Origin of the sequence: Larkinella punicea (assembly GCF_003334855.1) — a bacterium.
Taxonomy (GTDB): Bacteria; Bacteroidota; Bacteroidia; order Cytophagales; family Spirosomataceae; genus Larkinella; species Larkinella punicea.
This window is the reverse complement of record NZ_QOWE01000021.1, coordinates 74,698-97,324: the sequence shown is the minus strand read 5'-3', so window position 1 is coordinate 97,324 and position 22,627 is coordinate 74,698. Positions and strand designations below refer to the sequence as shown.

The 22,627-nt window shown below is 55.3% G+C and carries 15 protein-coding genes; 7 read left to right on the top strand and 8 right to left on the bottom strand.

Annotated features, from left to right (window positions below):
- The first annotated feature begins 2 nt into the window (after positions 1–2).
- From DUE52_RS23080 to DUE52_RS23070, 3 genes are all read left to right on the top strand, one after another.
- Positions 3–3,527 (top strand): SusC/RagA family TonB-linked outer membrane protein, encoded by a 3,525-nt coding sequence (locus DUE52_RS23080; protein WP_114408431.1) that lies wholly within the window; start codon positions 3–5, stop codon positions 3,525–3,527.
- Positions 3,528–3,573: 46 nt separating this feature from the next.
- Entirely contained in the window at positions 3,574–5,094 is a 1,521-nt protein-coding gene (locus DUE52_RS23075; RefSeq protein WP_114408430.1) for a RagB/SusD family nutrient uptake outer membrane protein, read from the top strand.
- Between the two features lie 111 nt (positions 5,095–5,205).
- On the top strand, positions 5,206–8,628 hold the full coding sequence (locus DUE52_RS23070) for a VCBS repeat-containing protein (RefSeq protein ID WP_114408429.1): 3,423 nt from the start codon (positions 5,206–5,208) through the stop codon (positions 8,626–8,628).
- 305 nt (positions 8,629–8,933) lie between these two features.
- On the opposite strand, the gene DUE52_RS23065 is transcribed toward DUE52_RS23070, so the two are convergent.
- The 3 genes from DUE52_RS23065 to DUE52_RS23055 are packed head-to-tail and all read right to left on the bottom strand — an operon-like array spanning position 8,934 to position 12,740.
- Positions 8,934–10,394, bottom strand: coding sequence for a TolC family protein (locus tag DUE52_RS23065; RefSeq protein ID WP_114408428.1), 1,461 nt, complete (start codon positions 10,392–10,394; stop codon positions 8,934–8,936).
- Positions 10,391–11,743: an HlyD family secretion protein gene (locus DUE52_RS23060; RefSeq protein WP_114408427.1), complete on the bottom strand. Its 1,353-nt coding sequence runs from the start codon at positions 11,741–11,743 to the stop codon at positions 10,391–10,393. The genes DUE52_RS23065 and DUE52_RS23060 overlap by 4 nt, the downstream gene beginning before the upstream one ends.
- Complete coding sequence (locus DUE52_RS23055) at positions 11,736–12,740, bottom strand: ABC transporter transmembrane domain-containing protein (protein WP_114408426.1); 1,005 nt, start codon at positions 12,738–12,740, stop codon at positions 11,736–11,738. The genes DUE52_RS23060 and DUE52_RS23055 overlap by 8 nt, the downstream gene beginning before the upstream one ends.
- Positions 12,741–12,856: 116 nt before the next feature.
- On the opposite strand from DUE52_RS23055, the gene DUE52_RS23050 reads away from it, so the two are divergent.
- Positions 12,857–13,567, top strand: coding sequence for a TetR/AcrR family transcriptional regulator (locus DUE52_RS23050; RefSeq protein ID WP_114408425.1), 711 nt, complete (start codon positions 12,857–12,859; stop codon positions 13,565–13,567).
- Between the two features lie 13 nt (positions 13,568–13,580).
- On the opposite strand, the gene DUE52_RS23045 is transcribed toward DUE52_RS23050, so the two are convergent.
- Positions 13,581–13,973: a YidH family protein gene (locus tag DUE52_RS23045; RefSeq protein ID WP_114408424.1), complete on the bottom strand. Its 393-nt coding sequence runs from the start codon at positions 13,971–13,973 to the stop codon at positions 13,581–13,583.
- Between the two features lie 118 nt (positions 13,974–14,091).
- On the opposite strand from DUE52_RS23045, the gene DUE52_RS23040 reads away from it, so the two are divergent.
- Positions 14,092–14,286, top strand: a complete 195-nt coding sequence (locus tag DUE52_RS23040) for a hypothetical protein (RefSeq protein WP_114408423.1) — start codon at positions 14,092–14,094, stop codon at positions 14,284–14,286.
- Positions 14,287–14,347: 61 nt separating this feature from the next.
- On the opposite strand, the gene DUE52_RS23035 is transcribed toward DUE52_RS23040, so the two are convergent.
- From DUE52_RS23035 to DUE52_RS23020, 4 genes are all read right to left on the bottom strand, one after another.
- A complete protein-coding gene (locus DUE52_RS23035; RefSeq protein ID WP_133299922.1) occupies positions 14,348–14,632 on the bottom strand; it encodes a hypothetical protein in 285 nt (94 codons plus the stop codon).
- 71 nt (positions 14,633–14,703) lie between these two features.
- Positions 14,704–15,810, bottom strand: coding sequence for an efflux RND transporter periplasmic adaptor subunit (locus DUE52_RS23030; protein ID WP_165841010.1), 1,107 nt, complete (start codon positions 15,808–15,810; stop codon positions 14,704–14,706).
- Between the two features lie 4 nt (positions 15,811–15,814).
- Positions 15,815–19,015 (bottom strand): efflux RND transporter permease subunit, encoded by a 3,201-nt coding sequence (locus tag DUE52_RS23025; RefSeq protein WP_114408421.1) that lies wholly within the window; start codon positions 19,013–19,015, stop codon positions 15,815–15,817.
- Positions 19,016–19,036: 21 nt separating this feature from the next.
- Positions 19,037–20,407, bottom strand: coding sequence for a TolC family protein (locus tag DUE52_RS23020; RefSeq protein ID WP_165841009.1), 1,371 nt, complete (start codon positions 20,405–20,407; stop codon positions 19,037–19,039).
- A gap of 178 nt (positions 20,408–20,585) precedes the next feature.
- Between DUE52_RS23020 and DUE52_RS23015 the strand changes: the two genes are divergently transcribed.
- On the top strand, positions 20,586–21,263 hold the full coding sequence (locus DUE52_RS23015) for a response regulator transcription factor (protein WP_114408419.1): 678 nt from the start codon (positions 20,586–20,588) through the stop codon (positions 21,261–21,263).
- Complete coding sequence (locus DUE52_RS23010) at positions 21,260–22,627, top strand: sensor histidine kinase (RefSeq protein ID WP_114408418.1); 1,368 nt, start codon at positions 21,260–21,262, stop codon at positions 22,625–22,627. The genes DUE52_RS23015 and DUE52_RS23010 overlap by 4 nt, the downstream gene beginning before the upstream one ends.

Here is a 22,627-nt window from a genome sequence, read left to right as displayed (position 1 = left end):
GCATGAAAAAAATAGTCTTGTTTCTGTGGGGAGTGTTAGTGGTCGGAACCCTGCCGACCTACGCTCAACTGATTGCATCGAACGGGCAGCGGGTAAGACAACAGGAGAAAGACATTGCCGCGCCGGTGGTTACACTCAAGGCGGCTTTGTCGGAACTGGAAAAACACTACCGGGTTTCGTTTATCTACCGGACGGATCTGGTCGATACGAAGGTGGTGATGACCGGACGGCGGGATCGGACGGTGGAGGAAGCGTTGACGAATTTGCTGTCGGACAAAGGGTTGACTTTCGAGAAAATTCAGTCCAACTTCTACGTCATTGTAGCCACGAAAGAAAAAGGTACCCGGTTTTTTCGAAAAATTAATCAGATCGAAAAGAAAGTCTTCGAACCCCAAACCGGCACAGAACCCGTAACGTCGGCCGACCTGAACATCACTAAACTTGAGCGAATCGGGTATTCGGTTCTTTCGGCGGAGCGGGCTTTGGAAGACATTCGCGGAAAAGTGACGGATGCCACCGGCGAAGGATTGCCGGGTGTGAGTGTGGTGATCAAAGGATCGACGCGGGGAACGACCACCAACGGACAGGGTGAGTTTTCCATCAATGCCCCCGCCAATGCCACGCTGGTTTTCAGCTTTGTCGGGTATGCGTCCAAAGAAATGCAGGTGAACGGACAGACCATGCTGAATGTATCGCTGGTGCAGGATGAGCGGGCACTGGAAGAGGTCGTCGTCGTGGGATACGGAACCCAGAAACGGGCTTCGGTAACAGGGGCGGTTTCGTCCGTAACGCCCAAAGAGCTAACGGCTTTGCCCGTTATCAGTGCCGAGTCGGCCATGCAGGGCCGGGTGCCGGGCGTTCGGGTTGTCAACAACGGTAGCCCCGGCCAGTCGCCGATCGTGCGCATCCGGGGGGTCGGTTCCATCAACTACGCATCCGGGCCACTCTATGTCATCGACGGTGTGCCATCGGGTGATCTGAACAACCTCGACCCGAAAGACATCGAATCGCTGGAAGTCCTGAAAGACGCCAGTGCTGCTGCCATCTACGGTTCGCGGGCGTCGAACGGGGTGGTGATCATTTCGACCAAAAAAGGCTCGAAAGACGGCAAACTGCACGTCAGTCTGGATACGTATTTTGGAACCCAGAGCGCCTGGAAGAAACTGGATCTGCTCAACACGCAGGAATACACCCAATATGCCACGGCGCTGCTGGGGAATGCCGGGATTGCGATGCCCAGCCGCCTGAGCAACCTGAACACGCCGATTTATGACGGTGCAACGCAGACCTTCGCCCAAACCGCTACCGACTGGCAGGACGTTTTGCTCCGCACGGCACCGATTCAGCAACACCAGCTTTCGGTTTCGGGTGGTAACAATGTATCCCGGTTTTTTACCTCCGCCGGGTATTTCGATCAGGAAGGTATTCTGATCGGAACCAACTACAAACGGGCCAACGTTCGGCTGAACTCGGATCACCAGGTGACTAAATTCCTGACGTTCGGTCAGACGTTGATGTTCTCGTATGACAAGATGCGCGGTGAGCAGGGCTTTGGGGGCGGTCGTACGGCGATCATGCAGGCCATCCGGAACTTGCCCTACTGGCCGGTTTCCGATCCGACCAAAGTGGGCGGTTATAGCTCGCCAACGGCAGCCGATGGTACGGACCCCGACAACCCGGTTCGGATCGCGTTGCAGGATAAAAGTTATACACAGCGCATCAAGTTGCTGGGTACGATTTTTACGGAAATCAAATTTACCAGCTTCCTGAAATACCGGTTCAGTTTTGGGGCCGATGTCGTTACCAATATCGGTTCCAACATCTTTCCGATTTATAATGATGGCTACAAAAGTCGGGTGCAAAATGAAGTTCAGGACAATCGCTCGTCGTACTATTCACCCATCCTGACCAACCAGTTGACCTTCGACAAGACGTTTGGCAAGCACTACGTCAACGTGACCGCCGTTGCTGAAAAACAGAACTTCCGGAGTTCCAATTTGAACGGAAACGGTTTCCGCCCGAACAACGACATCGACGTGTTGCAGGGTATTTCGAATCCGGGCGTGACGAGCACCCGCGACGAAAGCAGCCTGATTTCCTACATCGGTCGGGTCAACTACGATTTTGCCGGTAAATACCTGATCAGTGCCTCGGTTCGCCGGGATGGTTCGTCGCGGTTTGCACCGGGCAACAAATGGGGAACCTTCCCCTCGGCGTCATTGGGCTGGCGGGTGAGCGAAGAAGCATTCATGAAATCCGTTCCCGCCATCTCGGAACTGAAAATCCGGGGGAGTATCGGGCAGACCGGTTTCAATGGCATCGGTAGCTACGCCTGGCAATCGCTGATTCAGGCCGACAACACCAACTACGTCTTCGGTGCCAACAAAGTCCTGGGTTCTTATTTCAGTGCCCTGGGCAACACGGACCTGAAGTGGGAAACCACCACCATGACCAACGTCGGGGTCGATCTGGGTTTGTTGAGTAACAAACTGACTTTCACGGCGGAAGTATACAACCGCAAAACCGACGGCCTGTTGCTGAATGTCCCGATTCCGAATTCCATCGGGTATGCGTCTCCGCCACTGGCCAACATCGGGAGCATGAAAAACTGGGGCTACGAGTTCCAGGTGGGCTACAACCAGAACGAAGGCGATTTCCGCTGGAATGTGTCGGCCAATATGGACGTGACCCGCAACCAGATCACCAGTCTGGCCACGCCGAGTGCCACGCTCTACTCCGGATCGAATGCAGATTTTGGTGGCTCTGATATTACAAAAACAGAAGCCGGTCAGCCCATCCAGTCATTCTTTGGCTATCAGGTGGAAGGGATTTATCAATCGATCGATGAGGTCTATAACTCACCCAGACCCCAGTCCCGCCCCGAAAATCGCGAGGATCATGATCCAACCAAGAACACTTCGGCAGGTGATATCAAGTTTAAAGACGTCAATGGTGACGGGGTGATCGACGCCAATGACCGGGTCTACCTCGGCAGCTACATTCCAAAGTTTAGCTACGGCGTTAACTTGGGAGCCAACTATAAGAATTTTGACTTTACGGTTTATCTACAGGGGGTTTACGGCAATAAAATCTACAACGGCACGAAAGTGATCGAAGAAGGGATGCTGCGGTTGTTCAATGCCGGGAAAGGCGTTCTGGATGCCTGGACCCCAACCAACACCGGCACCGATATTCCGCGGGCCATCAGTGGCGATCCGAACAATAACAGCCGGACGTCCGATCGTTTTATCGAAAGCGGTTCATACATGCGGGTGAAAAACATCAGCATCGGTTATACCATTCCGGCGACGATCCTGGGTAAACTCACCATGAATACCTTGACGAAAGCACGGGTCTACGTTTCGTCGACCAACCTGCTGACCTTTACAAAATACACCGGTCTCGACCCGGAAATCGGGATCAACGGAACGGCGGGTGACAATACCAAATTGTTGACGAACGGGATCGACTACGGCCAGTATCCGCAGCCCCGGACGCTCCTGATCGGTTTGAATATCGGTTTCTGATCCAACCGGCGAAGTTTCAGTGAATAGATTTAAACGAAAGATTCTGATGAAAAATAAATTTCTTTTATCCGGGGTGCTTTTTCTGGGTCTGATGGTAGGCTGTCAGGAAAGTGATTTGGACAAACTAAACCCAAACGGTGTCACGGTCGACACCTTCTACAAAAACGGTGCGGAACTGAGCAGTGCGGTCAACGCCGTGTATGCCATGGCGAAGGCCAATACGCTCACCTCGCGGGAGTGGTTCTTTCTCCATGATTTACGCAGTGACGACGTTGCGGCTGGTGGTGGGCAACTCGAAACGCCCCGCAATCAGATCCTGATCGGGAGCTACACGACGGACAACGGTGTTGCGAGTGGGGTTTGGCAAGGGTTTTACCGCCTGATTCACCGGGCCAATGTCGTGCTGGATTTGTCGGAGAAAGTGACCGACATCCCGGCGGCCGACAAAGCCCGGCTGCTGGCCGAAGCCCGCTTTCTGCGTGCCTGGTCGTATTTTGATCTGGTGACGATGTGGGGCGGTGTTCCGCTGTACAAAAACTACGTAACATCGGTGGAAGGCTCTTTGCCCCGCTCGACCGAAAAAGAGGTGTATGATTTTATCATTGCCGATCTGAAAGCAGCCGCTGAAGCCCTGCCAGCCACCTACAATGCCGACAACCTGGGCCGGGCCACCAAAGGGGCCGCTCAGATGTTGCTGGCCCGGGTATATTTGCAACAGGCCGATTATACGAATGCGAAGGTGGAACTGCAAAAAGTAATCACCTCAGGTACGTATAGTCTGGTAGATGAGTTTTCGGATAATTTTATCGAAGAAACCGAGTTCAACAAGGAATCCATCTTCGAAATCAATTTCTTCCCGGCGGGTGGCAACTACAACTGGGATGCCGACGGAAACGGCGCAACCGCCGGCACCGAAACCGTGCGGACGCAGGAGTATTCGGCCATCGGCTGGCGGAACGTGATCCCGTCGAACGGTTTGCTGAATGAGTTTGAGAAAGGCGACCCCCGGTTTGCCAAATCGTTTTACGTAACCGGTGACAAGTATAACCTGGACAAAAACGTGCTGACGGATGCCGCCCAAAACGGTAACTCGTCGGTGGTCGACGGCAAAACGATGAAGGTAAGCTGGCGGAAATTCTCGCTGATGTATAAAACCGATCAGACGTTTCTGACCGGCGGCATCAACCAGCGGATCATGCGCTATGCCGAAACCCTGCTGGCGATGGCCGAGGTAGAAAACGAAATCGGTTCCATCACAGAAGCTGTCAAATACCTGAATATGGTTCGCGCCCGCAAGAGTGTCGCGATGCCGGCTTATCCGACGGCGGCCTATCCCGTTGGTACGAAAGATCAGGTTTTTGCGGCCATCATGCACGAACGACGCGTTGAACTGAGTGGCGAACAAATCCGCAACCGCGACATTCTGCGCTGGCGGAAAGCGGGTAAACTGAAAACCGAACCGTTTACGTATTTCCAGAAAAATAAGCACGAATTGCTGCCCATTCCGCAGCAGGAAGTGGACAATAACCCGAAAATTGAGCCAACTGATCAAAACCCGGGGTATTGATTTTTGATAGTTAACCTGATGAAGTAGTATAGAAGGCGGGGGGCAACGGTAAATAACCGCTTGCTCCTCGCTTTATTCGCTTTCAGCCAGTCGTTATTGCCCGTGAAATCCATGCGTTTTCCCTCTTTTTTATACCGGATTTTTCTTCTGTTGATGGTCGGATGTACGGCCTGTCGGCAGTCGGAGCCGACGCTTTTTGAACAGATACCGACCGGTCAGACCGGGATTTCCTTTGCCAATACCCTTAAACCGACCGATTCGTTAAACGCGTTTTCATTCACCAATTTCTACAACGGCGGGGGCGTCGGTGTCGGCGATGTCGATAACGACGGCAAACCGGATGTGTTTTTCGGCGGAAATCAGGTCAGTTGTAAGTTGTATCTGAACCGCATCGATTCCACGACGCACGACTGGAAATTTGAAGATGTTACCGAAGCCGCCGGATTAACCACCAACCGCTGGTGTACCGGTATTTCCATGGCCGACGTAAACGACGATGGCTGGCTGGATATCTACGTCAGCGTGGCCAAACACCCGGCCATGCCTCATTCGGAGAACCTGCTGTTCATCAATCAGGGTGTTCAGAATGGCCACCCGGTTTTCAGGGAAATGGCCGCAGCCTACGGTCTGGCGGATGCTAACTTTACAACCCAAACCGCCTTTTTTGATTACGACCTCGACGGCGATCTCGATGCCTATCTGCTCAATACCGGCCCTGATCTGCAAAATCCAAACTATTTGCGGCCCACCATCAACGACGGTTCATATCCCAGCACCGGCAAATTGTACCGCAACGACGGTGTGGGTCCGCAGGGCCACCCGGTCTTCAAGGATATTTCCCGAGAGGCCGGTATTGTCTACGAAGGACTGGGCTTGGGCCTGGCCATCAGCGATTTGAACAAAGACGGGTATCCCGACATTTATTGTTCGAACGACTTCATCAGCAGCGATATTCTGTATTTGAATACTGGAAAAACCGCCCCCCAGAATCCTGCGTTCACCAACGTAATCCGGCAAGCGACGGCGCACACGAGTCTGTACGGCATGGGTGTCGATGTGGCCGATTTTAACAACGACGGTTTGCCCGATATTTTCCAGCTTGACATGCTGCCGGAAGAAAACGCACGGCAGAAAACGATGCTGGCCGGGCAGGATTACGACCGTAAGGAATTGAGCATTTCGGAACCGTATCGCTACCAGATGCAGTACATGCGCAATTCGCTGCAACTGAATCTGGGGGTTGATGGGGGCGAAGCGGGGAAAAATACAGTGCCTCTGTTCAGTGAAATCGGGCTGTTGGCGGGCGTTGCCAAAACCGACTGGAGTTGGGCCGCGCTCCTGGCCGATTATGACAACGACGGTCGCAAGGATCTCTACATTACCAACGGCTACCGCCGGGATGTGACCGACCGCGATTTTATTCAGTTTACCGAGGAGTTTTCCGGTTTCGGTACGGCGGAGTTTCAGAAGGACAAACGCGAGGAATTGATCCAGAAAGTGCCGGAGGTGAAAGTGCCGAATTATGCCTACCAAAATGCTGGTGATCTGTCGTTTATGGATGTCTCGAAAGCCTGGGGCCTGGCCGATCTGTCGTATTCCAACGGCGCGGCTTATGCCGATCTGGACGGCGACGGCGATCTGGATCTGGTCGTCAATACGATTGATTCCGAAGCACTGGTGTACCAAAACCAGGCGCAGCAGCAGCAAAATCCGGCGCCGTATGTGTCCATCAAACTGGAGGGCCAGGCAGGAAACCGGCAGGGCATTGGTACCAAAGTGACGCTTTGGGCGGGCGGACAACCGCAATACGCCGAACTCTCGGTGGTGCGCGGTTTTCAGTCGTCCGTCGAGCCGCTGTTGCATTTTGGACTCGGAAAATCGGCGATGATCGATTCGTTGCTGGTGGAATGGCCGGGCGGCTTGTCCGAAAAGCAGTACCGGATTCCGGCGGACCAACGCCTGACGCTTCGGTTTAGTCAGGCCCAAAAAGGCGTCATTAAAGCTACTCCGAAAACCGACAACCCGTTTTTTGCAAATGTAACGGATGAGATTCCGATGGATTTTCAGCACCGTTCTTCGGGGTTTGTGGATTTCAAACAGACGGCGGCTTTGCACAAAATGCTGTCGCGCACCGGTTTTGCGCTGGCTTCCGGTGATGTCAACGGCGACGGTCTGGACGATTGCTTCGCGGGAGGAACCTACCGGGGCAGTGAAGCCTGTTTTCTGATCCGGACCAAAACCGGCGGTTTTACCAAAAAACCGTTCCCGATTCACCCCAACCACGACGATACGGCCGCCTTGCTGTTCGATGCCGACGGCGATAAAGACCTGGATTTGTACGTGGTTGGCGGGGGAGCCGAACGGCCTGCGTCCGACAAACTCTTTTACCAGGATCGGTTGTACGTGAACGACGGAAAGGGCAATTTTAGTCCGGCTCCGGCCAATGCCTTGCCGGATGTGTCGGGCAGCGGTTCCTGCGTGGTGGCGGCTGATTACGACCGTGATGGAGACCTTGATCTGTTCGTCGGCGGTCGGCAGATTCCCGGCCAGTATCCGCTTCCGGCCCGGAGTTATTTACTCCGCAACGACACCAAAAACGGTTCCGGCAAGTTTACGGACGTCACCGCCCAGCTTTGCCCATCGCTCCTGAAAGCCGGTCTGGTCTGCACCGCCCTCTGGACTGACACCAACAACGACCAGTGGCCCGACCTGCTAATCGCCGGCGAATGGATGCCCTTAACTCTGTTGCAAAACATGAGTGGCAAGCAACCTTCTACCCGTTTATTCACTCATTCGCTCATTCGCTCATTCGCTCATTCAAAAGGTTGGTGGAATTCCCTCGCGCAGGGCGATTTCGACAATGACGGCGATCTGGACTACATCGCCGGCAACGAAGGGCTGAACACGCTTTACCGGGCGTCGGAAAAAGAGCCGATCATAATGATTGCGAAAGACTTCAACAAAGATGGCACGTTCGATCCGCTGATGGGGTATTTCATCAAGGGTGTTCAATATCCGGCTATCCCCCGCGATGCGTTGAACCAGCAGGTGATTCAGTTCCGGCGCAAATACCAGCGGTATGCCGACTATGCGAAGGTGACGTTTGACGAACTACTGACGAAAGACGACCTCGACGGAGCTTATGAGGTTGAGGCCACGTACCTGGAAAGTGCCTACATCGAGAACCTGGGCAATGGTGAATTTAAAGTAACGCCCCTGCCGCGCCTGGCGCAGCAGTCACCGGTTTTTGAGATTATTCCGCAGGATGTGAACCACGATGGCAAGCTGGATGCGGTATTGACCGGCAATTTTTACCCGAACGAAGTCAACATGGGGCGCCAGGATGCTTCGTTCGGGCTGGTGTTGCTGGGCGACGGCCACGGCCATTTTAAACCGCTCATGCCCCGCGAAAGTGGCTTGCGCATTACCGGCGACGCCCGGAAGTCGCTGGTGGTTTCCGGCAAAGGCCTGGACCCATTGCTGGTCACGGCGGTGTATGGGCAGGGATTGCAGTTCAACCGGTATGTGCGGTAGGTTCACCTTTCAGGTCGAAACCGGGGGCTACAAGATGGGTCATCCCTACGGGATTGATTTTAAAACGACCTCGATCTTTACCCCCGGTTTCGACCGGGGGCTACAAGATGATTCATCCCTACGGGATTTTTGGATTGTCCAATCCCGTAGGGATGAATCATCTTGTAGCGGTGGGTTTTAACCCGCCGAAAGCGCAAGCCCACAAGCAATGAATCCCGTAGGGATGACTCATTTTGTAGGGCGGTTTAACCCCGCCGAAACGATCAACCCCGCAAGCAATGAATCCCGTCGGGATGACCCTATCATTACAACGATCCCGAGTTGGTTCCGGCTGCATACCAGAGCGCGGCAACGGCTTTCTGATATTTGGCCCGCAATTCTTCCAGTTTGACTTGTAAATCGATTAGTTTGGTTTCCCGGCTGTTGATCAGAAAGAGCGAACTTTCACCGATGTCGAACTTCTGCTGCTCGGCCCGTACCAACGTTTGCTGGTTGGCAACCGTCTGTTGTTGAACGGTAATCAGCCCCTCCAGCGTTTTTAGTTCGTTCCAGGCGGCCTGTACGTCGTTGGCAATGTCACGGCCGGTTTGCTGCCGTTCGAGGTTCAACTGCTGGCTTTTGATCTGCACCTGCCGGAGTTTGCCGCGCTCTTTGCGCAGGAAGAGCGGAAACGTCAAATCCAGACCGATTTTGTGGTTTTCGGGCCGAAACGCGTAGTAGCTGGGGCCATCGTAACCCAATCCCGGCAAAGGTGTACGACTCAATAGGCTGGCATTCAGCGTGATCTGGGGTTGCAGCAGCGACCGCCGAAACCGCTCTTCCACCGCCAGTTGTTGCCCTTTGGCCGCCAGACTCAACAATTCGGGGTGCTGTTCTGCCGCCCGACTCAGCAGATTTTGCAGTTGGGCTTCGGTGGTTCGATCAAGCGGAGCAGTCTGCGGCACCACCGCGAGGGGCAGGTCAACCGGTTTGGGCGGTGTATTCGCATCATCGCTGATCCACAGAAAAGCCGTCAGCCGCAAGCGGGCGTTCTGCCAGTCGACTTCCGCCTGTTGGAGTTGCACCAGCCGATCCTGCACCGTAATCAGGGCTTCGGTGGTATCGATGGGAGCCACATCGCCCAGGGCGGCCCGTTCCCGCATGGCCCGAAACCGGGTGTCGGCCAGTTGGTAGCCCTGCCGGATCAACTGATACTGCTGATAGGTCATATACCAGTCCCAATACGTTTTGGCCGCGTCGAACAGCGTTTTGTTGATCAGTTTCAACCGATCGGCATCCGCCAGATTGACCGCCAACTGCGCCTGACGCAAGGCATTGCGCCGAGCGTCGATCAACAAACCCTGCCCGATCGGGACGCTCAGACCCACAGCCGCCAGACCGGAAGACGGCACCCGGTATTCCGGATTCAGGTACTCGCCCCGGTTGCGGTCATAGGTCATCTTGACGTCGATGCCGCCGGGCAAAACCGGAATCGCCAACCCGGATTGCCACTTGTCGTAATACAGGTTATTGCCGAATTCCTTGCGGTCATAGGCCGAAAACAGCTTCGGGTCGAACGCACCCTGCGCCTGACGGATTTCCTGCCGGGCTTCCTCATTCAGCAAAGCAGCCTGCCGGACGATCGGGTGATGCTGGGCCACCACCCGATAGAAATCAGCCGCCGAAAAAACCGTCGTATCCGGGGAGGGCGTCGGAGTTTGCCCGAACGTTGTGCTGAACACCGCGCCACGCAGCAAGAGCCCGTAGAGTAGGATGAGACGTTTCATGCCTTCTTTTCCTCTTTAGGTTCTTCTTTCAAACTGGGCGGAAAACCGTTCAACTGCCGCCAGATCTCATACCAGATCGGTACGTCGTCGAGCATCACCCAGCCATACACCCCGGAGCCGACGCGCAACTGTTTGGGCCAGGGCTGGTCGCTGGGCCGGGCTTTGGGCCGCACCAGCAGGCGGTATTTCCCGTTGACACTGCTGACGGCATCGATAACGGCCACTTCGCCCCCGAACGTGCCGACGGCCACCGTCGGCCAGCCCGAAAACTGAATGGCCGGCCAGCCATCGAACTGAATCCGGACTTCGCGCCCGCGTTGAATCAGCGGCACGTCCATTGCCCGGACGTAGAGTTCGACGGCGATGGATGGGTTGGCGGGTTGCAGACTGGCGATGGATTCGCCTTCCTTGATGGTCTCGCCAATTCCGAATTTCAACGAGCGAACCACGTAGCCATCCTGCGGAGCGCGCACGACATACAACCCCCGCCGAACGTCCACACTGCTGATTTTATTCCGGATTTTGGAAATCTCGCCGTCGGCTTCGGCCCGGTACGAAACCGCCGAACTGCGATCCGAGAGGGCTTTGGCAATTTTTTCCTGGTAATCGGCCTGAATCGTGTTCAGGTCGAGCCGGGCGTTGACCAGTTCCTGCCGCGAGACGTTGAGCTTGTTCTCCCACGCAATCACCTTGGCATAGTCCTGCTGCACTTTCAGCCGCCGGGATTCGAGGTCGGTGAGTGAAAACAGACCGTTTTTGTAGCCTTTCTCGTAACGCTCCAGCCGGTCGAGGGCAATCTGGTAATTCTTCCGTTCGGCGAGCAGGTCTGTGCTGTCGCTGGTCACTTTGAATGCGCTCTGGCGAATCTTGTTCCGGGCCGACGCCAGTTTGACCTGCAAACCGGTTTTGAGGGCGGCAATCTGTCCGTCGAGGGCCGAGATTTTGGCATCGGTGGCTTCCAGGCTGCCTTGTTTGGCGTCGAGTTGTTCGTCGAGCCGCTGGGGAAGTCTGGGGTCGAAATATTCGTCTTTGATTTCGGAGATCACCAGCATCGTATCTCCTTTTTTGACGTACTGGCCTTCCTGAATTTTCCAGCGTTCAATCCGGCCGGCGATGGCGTTCTGGATGGTTTGCGGGCGATCCTGGGGCGTCAGGGCCGTGACGGTTCCTTCGCCGTTGAGGTTCTGCTGCCACGGCAGAAACATGACAATCAGGCCGATGAGCAGCATGACCAGCATCCAGCGACCCAACCGCCGACCGCTCTCGGGCTGGGGCAGGGTTCGGAGGGTTTTGAGCGGGTAATGGGTGAGTAGTGCCTCATCGACCCGTTGATTGGATATATTAAGCATGGGTTGCTGAGTCGGTTTCGAGTGGTAAATCCGTAACGTTGGCAATTTTTTCGACGGCGGTCAGCATATCGAAAACCGTGTCGATGCCCGAAATCAGTTTCTCCACCGATCCGGAAATCAGGACGATCACCAGTTCGGCCGCCACAAACTGTCCCAGCGTCATTTCCCGGCTGATGACCAGCGATGTACCCAGGATGAGCAAACCACCGGTGATCAGGGTCCGGAAGGCGATGGCGCTGTAAAAGAACCGTTTCAGGACGCTAAAGTGCGAATTTCGATTGGATACATAATTGGCCACCAATTCGTCGATCCGGTCGATCGGCTCCGGGTCGTTCTGGTGTCGGTAGCGGGGGAGATCATGGGCGAATTCTTCCAGGCAACTGACCACCTTGTATTTGTATTTGGATTCATCCAGGCTCGTACGAATGCCCCGCGGCCCGTAGAGCCAGCTAACGCCAAAAATGACCAGCAGGGTGAAAAAACCAAATCCGAGAAAAACCGGGTGGTAGAACGAGAGCAGGATGAGCCCAAACAGAATTTGTACTGCGGCCGCCGTCAGGTCGATCAATAATTTGGGTAATCCCTTCTGAATCGTCAGTACGTCGAAAAACCGGTTCATCAACTCGGGCGGGTAATACGCCGAGAGTGCTTCGGGCTGAATCCGGGGGAGCCGGTAGGCAAACTCAAAAGCTGCTTTGGCAAAAATGCGTTGTTGCAGCACTTCCACCAGCGTCATTTGACCCACCACCAGCAGCCCGGCCGCCAGCACACCCACCACGACCAGACCGATCAGGACATAGACCGAACTGAACACCAGCCCGCTGGACACCAGATTGAAAACCGCCTGAATACCGAGCGGCAGGGAAAGGCTGATTAAGCCCGTAATCAGCGCGTAGAGATAAATGTACCCAATGTCTTTTTTTTCGGTTCCGAGCAGCCGGAGAAGCCGTTGGGTGGGCGTTGGTGGGGGTTGTTGATATGAATTTATAGTTGCCATAAAATTGCTTTCTTAACTGATAGTAAAACTATCATTCTTGCAAACATAACTTTTATTCCTGAAAGTTTGTTTCTTTGTGGAGTTATTTTCTGTTACACAGTAAATAGACGCGCTAAATGGAATATACTGTAGTGGTTCGGATGAACGAGAAGCTTTTTCTGCGTGATCCGGAGGGCTCGGAACTGGGTCGCCGGATTGTTCGGCAGGGCATTCAGTTGATGGCCGAAATTGGGTTTGAAGAGATGACATTCCGTAAGCTGGCGGACCGGATCGGCACCAAAGAGTCCAGTATTTACCGGTATTTTGAAAACAAACACCGCTTGCTGGTATATCTGGTGGCCTGGTACTGGCAGTGGCTGGAATACCAGGTGTTGTTTCAGACCAACAACCTGACCGATTCGCGGGAAAAGCTGGAGCGGATTCTGAAGCTGCTGCTGCTGAAAGACCTGTCGCAACTCCATGTATCGACAGCGGTAGACGACATGGATATTCCGGCTTTGCACAGCATCGTGATTCAGGAAGCGAGCAAAGCGTATCTGACCCACCACGTTACGGAAGACAACCGGGAGCAACTCTTCAAACCGTACAAAGATTTATGCAGCCGCATTGCCGGCATCATTCTGGAATACCGTCCCGGCTATCCCTACGCCCGGTCGCGCGCCAGCTCCCTGATTGAAACCGCGCATTACCAGGCGTTTTTTATGCAACACCTGCCAGCGCTGACCGATTTCGGGGTTGAGTCGCCTGGCCGGATTGAAAGCAAAGATCCCTTGTTGACCTTTCTGCGCCACCTGTTGTTCTCGTCGCTGGACACCGCCCGGTTTTGAATGTCAGCGGGGATTAAATACCGGGTAAAAGATACAGAATCAGGAGAATAGCGCCGATCACGATGCTCAGGGTCAGCAGGAGTGAAAGCCGTTGAGAGGGGAAGAAAACGTTCTCGTTGAGTTGTTTTTCGACCGATCGGTACCGAAAAAAGGCCAGCAGTGCCAGAATCGCCCCCAAAGCCACCATCAGCACGCCGATGACCGCCGAATACCCTTTCGAGGGCAAAACCGTTCCTTCGCCGAGGGCGACACTGAGCTGGCGAATGAAAAGGGCAAATTTGACAATGACAAACCCGAAGCCCATCAGGGCTACGCTGGTCCGTATCCAGGCCAGAAAGGTTCGTTCGTTGGCCAGATAATCGGCTGGCCCCGGCGTTTTGGTGGGAAGTTTATTGGGTTGTTCCATCGTACTTCGTATAACCGGAGGGGTTCTTTAAAGTTTCGGTTCGAGCGGTTTCCCGGTCTGCCAGTGGTAGCGCAACATGCCCCCGGTCATCATCAGCACCGACAGAATAACGGTTAACATGAGCATTCCGGAAGGAAGCCCGTTGAGACGCAGCGACTCCGGAATGCTCACCCAGAACCGGGAGGAGCCGGTTTTGCAACGGGATCTGAAAACCAGTGTAGTCTGCCAGTTGGCGAAGCAGCATTCCGGTGCCGAGCAGCAACAGCACCGACGGAATCCGGTATCGGCGGCTCAGCAAGTCAAATACATATGAAAGCAGAACGGCTAAACATAGTAAAATGATTGCGCATAACGACTGGATTTTGAACGCCGTCTCACGGACGGCTGGACGTTGAACCGGCGTCCAGTAACCGGGCCAGTTCATCGATCAACGCATCCGTCTGAAGAAAATACGCTTCTTCCGACAGGGCGCCCTGTTTATAAAGCTGTAGCAATTGATCCAGCTCTTTCTTGATTCGGCGGTAACTGGCATCCATCCCGGTATTTTCTAGGTGGATTTTGTTTTTCAGGCGTTCCTCTTTTTTTTGTTCCCAATACTGCCCCACCATAAAGCAAAAAATGCCTACGGCCAGTGCGGTTAGAAGGATAAAAAGGATCATGGCCTGAAGAGGTTTACCAATACCGTATTCTCGGGCGTAGGTCGGTCCGGCAATTTGCCGGGCCACTCATTCTACTGAATCGCCGTTCCTTCTTTGATGGTTTCCCGGGCGTTGAAAATGACTTTGTCGTTGTCGCGTAAATCGCCGAAAATTTCAATCATGTCGCCGGATTTCTGGCCCCGCCGAATCGCCACACGCTTGGCCCGGCCGTCCTCGACTTTGATGACGTATTGGCCCTCCGTGGAGGCAATAACCGCCGACGTGGGAACCGCCAGCGCACCGGGCGTTCCGGTGGCCGACAGGCTGATGTCGGCAAACATGCCGGGCTGAAGCTGGCGGTTTTGGTTATCTACGTCGATTTCCACCGTTTCGGAGCGAAACTGTTGATTCATCGTGCCCGACCGGCGGCTAATTTTTCCTTTGAAGACTTTCCCCGGCATGGCACTGACCGTAAACGCCAGCGCTTCGCTTTTCCGAAGCTGGCTGCTGTAGGTCTCGGGAACATCGAAAACTAGCCGCAGGCGGTTTTGCTGTTGCAACACCAGCATGGGCCGGTCCTGCCGCGCACCGGTTCCGACCAAGGCCCCCGGGTGAACGTTCCGCTCGGTGATGAACCCATCGAACGGAGCCACAACGGTCAGGTAGGATTTGAGCTTGGCCATGGCGCGGTAATTGGCCTCCTCGCCCAGCAACGATGCGCTGTCGGCCTGCACCCGCGCCAAGGCGGTTTCCAGATCGAGGGCCGATACGGAGCCGGGGACCTTGTTACTGGCCAGCAACCGCCGGTAATGCTCACGACTCGCCACCAGCAGGGCCTGGGCTTTGAGCGAATTGGAACGGGTAGCCGCCAGCCGCTCTTCGGTTTCGGGCGCATCAATCGTCATCAGCACCTGACCCTTGCGAACCGCCGAACCCCGGTCGACCAGTACCCGATCCACAAAACCTGTAGCCCGGGGATAGATGGTAACTTCCTGGTAGGGGTGAAATTCGCCCGGCAATTGCACGGTTTGCCCCACCGGTTGCCGCGACACGGCGCCAATGCGGTATTTGGTTTCGGCCACCGGTTTGGTGGTCGACTTCTTTTTTAGAACCGTCTGCCCCGAGTCTGACGAGTTACAGCTACTCAGTGTACAAAGGCCCAGCAAGGCCAGCAAACGACTATATTCGATGATTTTCATACGCTTAAGGATGAACGGTTTGGGGTTCAAAATCAGGAGTTTCAACGTCCGGATGATCGGCAGTCGTGTCGTCGGGCAACAGGGATGGGTCAACATAATTCGTATTTCGCTGCAACCAGACGTAAACCTGCGGCACGATGTACAGTGCGGCCAGGGTAGAGGCAATCAGTCCGCCAATCACGGCACGGCCCAGTGGAGCCACCTGCTCCCCGGCTTCGCCCGTTCCCATCGCCATAGGAATCATCCCGGCCACCATCGCAAACGAGGTCATCAGAACCGGTCGGAGTCGCAGCCCCACACTGTCGATGGCGGCTCGCGGCACATTGCGGTATTCCCACCGCAACCGCTCCGCATTGGTAACAATCAGAATGGCATTGGCGACCGAAATACCGGTCGACATAATGATCCCCATGTACGATTGCAGGTTGAGCGTACTGCCCGTCAACAGCAGCAGCCCAATGGAACCCACGATGACGGCGGGTACGGTGCTAAGGACCACAAACGACAGCTTGAACGATTGGTAGTTGGCCGCCAGCAACAGGAAGATGACCAGCACCGCAATGCCCAGCCCCAGTTGCAGGCTGTCGAGCGTTTCAGTCAGCAGTGACGACATCCCTTTCACTTCCGTGATGAGTCCGTTTGGCGTTTCGCCCAGTTTGGCAATGGTGGCTTCCACAGCTTGGGTGGCCGTGCCCAGATCGCGGTGGTGGATATTGGCGGAAACCGTTACGAACCGGCGGGGGCCGATGCGGTCATATTCACCGGGCAGCGTGTCGATGGAAAACGTGGCGACATCACCCAGTACGGGCCGCGTCTGACCTGACACCAGCGGAATCGACTCCAGTTGTGTCATGTTGCGCATGTCATATTCCGGAATCTGCACCTGCACCTGGTACGTGTACGCCGACTGTTTATCGAGCCACTGGTTTTTTTCGGTATACCGGCTCGAAGATGTGGACGCGGTAATGGACCGGGCGGCTTGCTGGAGGTTCAGTCCCATCATGGCCAGTTTCTGCCGGTCGAGTGTGATGTTGATAACCGGAAATTTCAGCGGCTGAAGAATGCGGACGTCCCGCAGATACGGCACCTCGGCCAGGCTGTCGACCAGGCGGTTGGCATAGCCCGCAATCTGTTTCATATTTCGTCCGGCCACCATCACCTCGATGGGCGTGCTGGCCCCCCCGCTCATGAGCTTTTCGGTCAGGTCGGCGGGTTCGAACGAGAGTGTGAGGTCGGGAAGCTGGTCCTGAACCGCCAGCCGGATGCGTTCTTTCAGGTCCTGCATGTTGGTATGAAAACCCTTGGTCAGCCCTACTTTAATAACCGCATCGTTGGTTCCGCTGGTATTGACGTAGAGGTTGGAGGTGGCGTAGTTGGTCGGTACAACCCCAACGTAAGCCGACGAAACCGCCAGGTTCCCCCCCGACACCTCATCGACCAGTGCCAGGAGTTCGCCTACGCGTTCTTCGGTGCGTTCGAGCCGGGTGCCGTCGGGGGTTTTCATCCGGATCACCATCTGGCCGGAGTTGGTCACGGGTAGCATGTCTTTCCCGATCAATACGAAACCGACGCCGGCCAGGGCCAGAATACCCACGAAATACAGCGTAAGAATGAGCCCGTTGCGTTGAAGAAGTCGCCCCGTCTGCCCCACAAACCCGACGCGGACCCGCTCAAAAAAACCGGGTTTTTTTGCTTCGTGATCCGCTTTGTGAACGTGGTCTTTCATGAGCCAGTTGGCCAGTACCGGCACCAGACTCTGGGCCAGAAAATAGGAAACCGTCATGGCAAAACCGATCGACAGCGACAGGGGCAGAAACATGGCCCGGGGTACACCCGTCATGATGAACGAAGGCGCAAACACTGCCAGAATACACAGCAGGATCAGCAACAGCGGCAGGGCGACTTCCTTACAGGCATCGAAAATCGCCTGCTTCCGGGGTTTGGCTGACGTGCCCCGGCCCATTTCCAGGTGCTGGTGAATATTCTCAATCGTCACCGTGGCCTGATCCACCAGCACCCCGATGGCTAGCGCCAGTCCCGACAACGTCATGATGTTGATCGTTTGTCCGGCCAGACTTAATCCCAAAACGGCGGCAATGATGGAAACCGGAATCGTGATGATGACGATGACCGACGAGCGCCAGTCGCCCAGAAAGAGCAGCACCATCAGGCCCGTCAGAATAGCCCCCAGCCCGCCTTCAAACAGCAGGCTTTCAACGGCATTGATCACAAACACGGACTGATCGAATTCGTAATTGACCTCAATATCGTCCGGAAGCAGACCGCGCATTTCGGGCAGTTTGGCCTTCAGCCGCGTGACCACGTCCCAGGTCGAGGCATCGGCGGTTTTAACAACCGGGATGTAGGATGAACGGCTTCCGTTGACGAGCGCATAGCCTGCCGTTACGTCCGAACCGTCGAGGACAGTGGCCACGTCGCCCAGAAACACGGTGCGGTGTCCCTGCGTAACGACCGGAATCCGGCTAAAATCGGCCACCTGGTCTTCCAGCGAATTCAGCGTGGTGATGTAGGTGGTGTTGTCGATCCGGATGTTGCCGGAGGGCGTCATGGCATTGTTGGCGGCCAGCGCTTCCACCACTTCATCGGGCGAGAGGTTTAGGCTCCGGACTTTGTCGGGGTTCAGGTTGATGACAATCGTGCGGGAGTTGGTTCCAATCGGGGGCGGAGCTGTCAGGCCCGGCACGGTGGAAAACAGGGGCCGAATGCGCGTTACCGCCAGTTCGTGAATTTCCGCCAGCGAACGGGTTTTGCTCGAAAACACCAGATCACCGATCGGCACCGACGACGCATCGTAGCGCACCACCTGCGGGGGCAATGCGCCCGGCGGGAAAAATTTCATGGCCCGGTTTACCTGAATCGCCACTTCGGCGGCAGCCTGAGCCATGTCGGAACCTTCATAAAAAGCCAGCTTTACGATGGTGAGCCCCTGCACACTGCGGCTCTGAATTTCCCGAATACCGCCGATGTACAGAAACTGGTCCTGCATCCGGGTGGCAAAGAACCCTTCCATCTGCGCCGGCGACATCCCGCCATAGGGTTCGATCACGTAAATGGTCGGGGAGTTCAGGCGCGGGAAAATGTCGATGGGAATCCGCATTGCCGACATGATCGAAAACGCAACGACTCCGGTCACGAGTACCAAAACCGCAATGGGGCGTTTCAACGACGTTGCTAATAAAGACATAAGCAGGAAATTTAGGGTGGGTTAGCGCCGGAACAGCGAATAGAATTCCTCAAAATTGTCGGTTGCCTGAGCGCGTTGCAACCGGAGTTGAACGGCCTGAGCGCGGGTCTGCACGGCTTCTTTCTCCACCGCCGTGAGCAGCGTCAGGGCGTCGGTCAGGCTCAAAATCGTTTCCAGTCCGTTGTTGTAGAGTGAAAACCGCTGGTTGTACGCATCCTGGGCCGAGCGGAGGGTGTTCGGCAGTTCGCTTAGTTCGCTCTGAACGACGGAAAGCTGGGCGTCGGCAATCCCCACCGCATTCTGGAGTTGCAACTTGGCCACGGCCAACTGATTGCGGGCTTCCTCAATCCGGAATTGCTGGAGCTTAATGCGGTGAGAAGCCCGTCGAAAATCCATCAGATTGACCGTTCCGGCAATGCCGAGCAGGTAGTTTGTGCGGCTATAGGCCAGCCCTTTCGCCACCGGGCCGAAGTTGTTTTCGACATCCAGACTGGACCCCCGTGCCCAGGTGGCCGCCAGCAGCGAGACTCTCGGAAGCGCCGATTTTCGAATCAGATCAATTTCGGCGGTTTGCCGGGTGACCAGTCGTTCCTGAACCCGCAGGAGCGGATGCGTCGGTGGGGTGAGCGATGTCGAAAGCGGAACCAGCAAAGGCCCGACCCGGAAGGCGGTATCGATTTTTACCTCTTCGGCCGGGCGACCCGTCAGCGTGGCCAGTTGAACCCGCGCGCGCTGCCGTTCTTCCTGCATCCGGAGGTAGGCCAGCCGGGCGCGGGAAAGCGCGACGTTGGCGAGAGAAGAATCCAGGCCGGGCTTGACGCCGTTGCGAACCAGGTTGACGATGATCCGGCGCACGGTATCGACCCGGGCCAGGTTCTGCTCTTCGATGAGCAGATTCTGCTCCGTCCAGTATAAATCGAGGTAACTGCTAATCACCGTCTGGCGCAACCCGAACTGCTCGCGCTGGAGGTTCGCTTCGCTGACGGCGACATCGCTGCGAACGAGCTTGTCTTCCGCCGAAAACCGGCCAAAGTTGTAGATTTCCCAGTCGGCGGTCGCCAGCGCCACATTGCCCGATGCGAGATCCGGGCGGTTTTCGGCCCGGCGTCCACCCGAAGTCGGTACAATCAGGCCCAGTGAAAAATAAGAACCTGACAACCCGTTGGCCGTTCCGATGTTGATCTGATCGTGCAGCCTGACATTGGGCAGGCGGTTGTCGCGGACGACCCGGACGTTGGCGCGGATGGCATCCAGCGCCGACCGCTGAGCCGCCAGTGTGGGGTATTGGGCAAAGGAAGCTTCAACCGCTCCCTCCAGCGTTAGCGTCTGGGAAAACAACTGGGGTGAACTTCCCAGCAAAAATACAAAGGCAAGCAGATGACGTTGAATCATAGTGCGTTTCAAAATAAGAATCAGGCTGTACGGGTCGCAACAATTCCTTTTCAAAATAACCACCCCTTCCATTAAAGGCTGATTAGTGACTTATTAGAATTTGGTTAGAGTCCGGGCCAACCCCCCGAATTGGTTACTTTGTTGCTACATTTAGCCTAAAAAAGACGGTAGACAGCCTATGAATGTCTTACTTGTAGAAGATGATGTTGAACTGGCGCAGTTCATCCAGAAGGGACTGCAGTCCGAGGGGATTTCGGTTTCGACGGCGTTTGATGGCGTTATTGGCCGGAGTCTGGTCAACGAACACCGGTTCGATGTGGTCGTGCTGGACGTCAATATTCCCGGCATGAATGGCTACGATCTGTGCCGGTATATCAAGCAGAACTGGCCGGCCATTCCCGTCATTCTGCTGACGGCACTGGGGAGTCTGGACAACAAAGTGCTGGGCTTCGAATCCGGTGCCGACGATTACCTGACCAAACCGTTCGCTTTTAAAGAGTTGCTTTTTCGGCTGAAAGCCCTCGCCCGGCGGAATTCGCCCCGGCCGTTGCTACCCCAGCGGCTTCAACTTTTGGATCTGGAACTCGATACGCAGTCGCACCAGGTCTGGCGGGCCGGGCAGCGCATTAGCCTGACGGCGCGGGAATATGCCCTGCTGGAGTATCTGCTCGCCAATCAGGGGCGGGTGGTGAGCCGGGTGAGCATTCAGGAAAATGTCTGGGATGTGCATTTTAATACCAACACCAACGTTGTAGACGTGTACATCAACTACCTGCGCCGGAAAATTGATACCGTAGAACCGAAGCTGTTGCACACGGTCTTTGGAGTCGGGTATATGATCGGTGCCGAACCATGAGCATCAAGCAGAAGATAACCATTGCGTTTGGTCTGCTGGTAGCGGCTTTGCTCATTCTGTTCTCCGTGTTTATTTTTCAGGCCTACGAATCCTACCGCAGTTCGCTGATGAAGACCCGGTTGCAGCGCCGGGCCCTGGCGGCTCAAACTTATTTTCTGAACCGCAGCGAATTTCAGCAATCGACCTACCTGACCTTACCCGAGCAGCACGAAACGCTTTTTGACGACCAAAACCAGCGAATCTATGCCTCGACTGGCCCCGACGATTACCCGCCACCGCCCGAATTGCTTGAGGAGGCCCGTCGCGAAGAAGTGTATTTTACCTACCAGAGTCCGGAGTGGGAGGCCCCGAAGGAAGGTGTTGCGCTCTCGTTCCGGCATCAAAATCAGGTTTACGTTGCCATTGTGACGGCCTATGACCTGAGTGGGCGACAGACCAGCCGGAATCTGGTGGCCATCCTGATCGGCGGCAATTTTCTTTCGCTGGTGGTCATTGTTCTGGCCGGTTTTTTATTTGCCAGCCGGGCCATGTACCCGTTCGACCAGCTCATTCGCCAGATTAATGCCGCCACGGTCAATGATTTCTCGTTTCGGCTGATTCACGAACCCCAGCCCGACGAAGCCAGCTATCTGGCCGGATCGTTCAACGACCTGTTGAGCCAGTTGCAACAACTGGCACTGAGCCACGAGCATTTTATCGGCTATGCTTCCCACGAAATCCGGACGCCCCTGACGGTGGTCAAAGGCATGTTGGAAACGAGTTTGGCCTACGATCAGACGCTGGAAGCCACGCACCAGAGCATCGAGAAAGCCCTGTTTCGATTGGATGGTGCCATCGATTTGGCCAACTCCCTGCTGCGTTTAACCGAAGTGGAAGGGCTGAATCCGTCGCGGTTGCTGGAAGACATCAATCTGGTCGATACCATTCTGGATACGGTAACCTATTTTCAGGAAAAATACCCCGAACAGGCCATTGAACTCCAACTGACCGATATTTTTACGGAGAGCAGTTCGGTGATCAAGGTGGTTGGCAACAACAGCCTGCTGCGCACGGCCCTGATCAACATCATCGACAACGCCTGTAAATATTCCAGCCACCAGCCGGTGCAGGTTCAGGTGACCTACCAGCCTTCCTGGGTCGTTATCGATGTCGTCGATCAGGGCATCGGTATTCCCGAAGCGCAGTTGTCCGATGTGTTTCTGCCCATGATGCGGGCCGGTAACGTGGGCGGCATTCAGGGATTTGGTCTGGGGCTCACGCTGGCGGAAAAGATCATCAGCCTGCACCAGGGCGTTCTCCAGATTCAGTCCGTCCCGCATCTGGGAACCACGGTTTCCGTCCGTTTGCCTGCGCTGCCGTTTTAA

Coding starts and splice junctions, on each gene's coding strand:
- DUE52_RS23060 (WP_114408427.1), bottom strand. CDS start 11,743: ATGCTTAATATATCCAATCAACGGGTCGATGAGGCACTACTCACCCAT.
- DUE52_RS23045 (WP_114408424.1), bottom strand. CDS start 13,973: ATGGAACAACCCAATAAACTTCCCACCAAAACGCCGGGGCCAGCCGAT.
- DUE52_RS23025 (WP_114408421.1), bottom strand. CDS start 19,015: ATGTCTTTATTAGCAACGTCGTTGAAACGCCCCATTGCGGTTTTGGTA.
- DUE52_RS23065 (WP_114408428.1), bottom strand. CDS start 10,394: ATGAAACGTCTCATCCTACTCTACGGGCTCTTGCTGCGTGGCGCGGTG.
- DUE52_RS23070 (WP_114408429.1), top strand. CDS start 5,206: ATGCGTTTTCCCTCTTTTTTATACCGGATTTTTCTTCTGTTGATGGTC.
- DUE52_RS23015 (WP_114408419.1), top strand. CDS start 20,586: ATGAATGTCTTACTTGTAGAAGATGATGTTGAACTGGCGCAGTTCATC.
- DUE52_RS23080 (WP_114408431.1), top strand. CDS start 3: ATGAAAAAAATAGTCTTGTTTCTGTGGGGAGTGTTAGTGGTCGGAACC.
- DUE52_RS23035 (WP_133299922.1), bottom strand. CDS start 14,632: ATGATCCTTTTTATCCTTCTAACCGCACTGGCCGTAGGCATTTTTTGC.
- DUE52_RS23055 (WP_114408426.1), bottom strand. CDS start 12,740: ATGGCAACTATAAATTCATATCAACAACCCCCACCAACGCCCACCCAA.
- DUE52_RS23010 (WP_114408418.1), top strand. CDS start 21,260: ATGAGCATCAAGCAGAAGATAACCATTGCGTTTGGTCTGCTGGTAGCG.
- DUE52_RS23020 (WP_165841009.1), bottom strand. CDS start 20,407: ATGATTCAACGTCATCTGCTTGCCTTTGTATTTTTGCTGGGAAGTTCA.
- DUE52_RS23075 (WP_114408430.1), top strand. CDS start 3,574: ATGAAAAATAAATTTCTTTTATCCGGGGTGCTTTTTCTGGGTCTGATG.
- DUE52_RS23050 (WP_114408425.1), top strand. CDS start 12,857: ATGGAATATACTGTAGTGGTTCGGATGAACGAGAAGCTTTTTCTGCGT.
- DUE52_RS23040 (WP_114408423.1), top strand. CDS start 14,092: ATGAGCATTCCGGAAGGAAGCCCGTTGAGACGCAGCGACTCCGGAATG.
- DUE52_RS23030 (WP_165841010.1), bottom strand. CDS start 15,810: ATGAAAATCATCGAATATAGTCGTTTGCTGGCCTTGCTGGGCCTTTGT.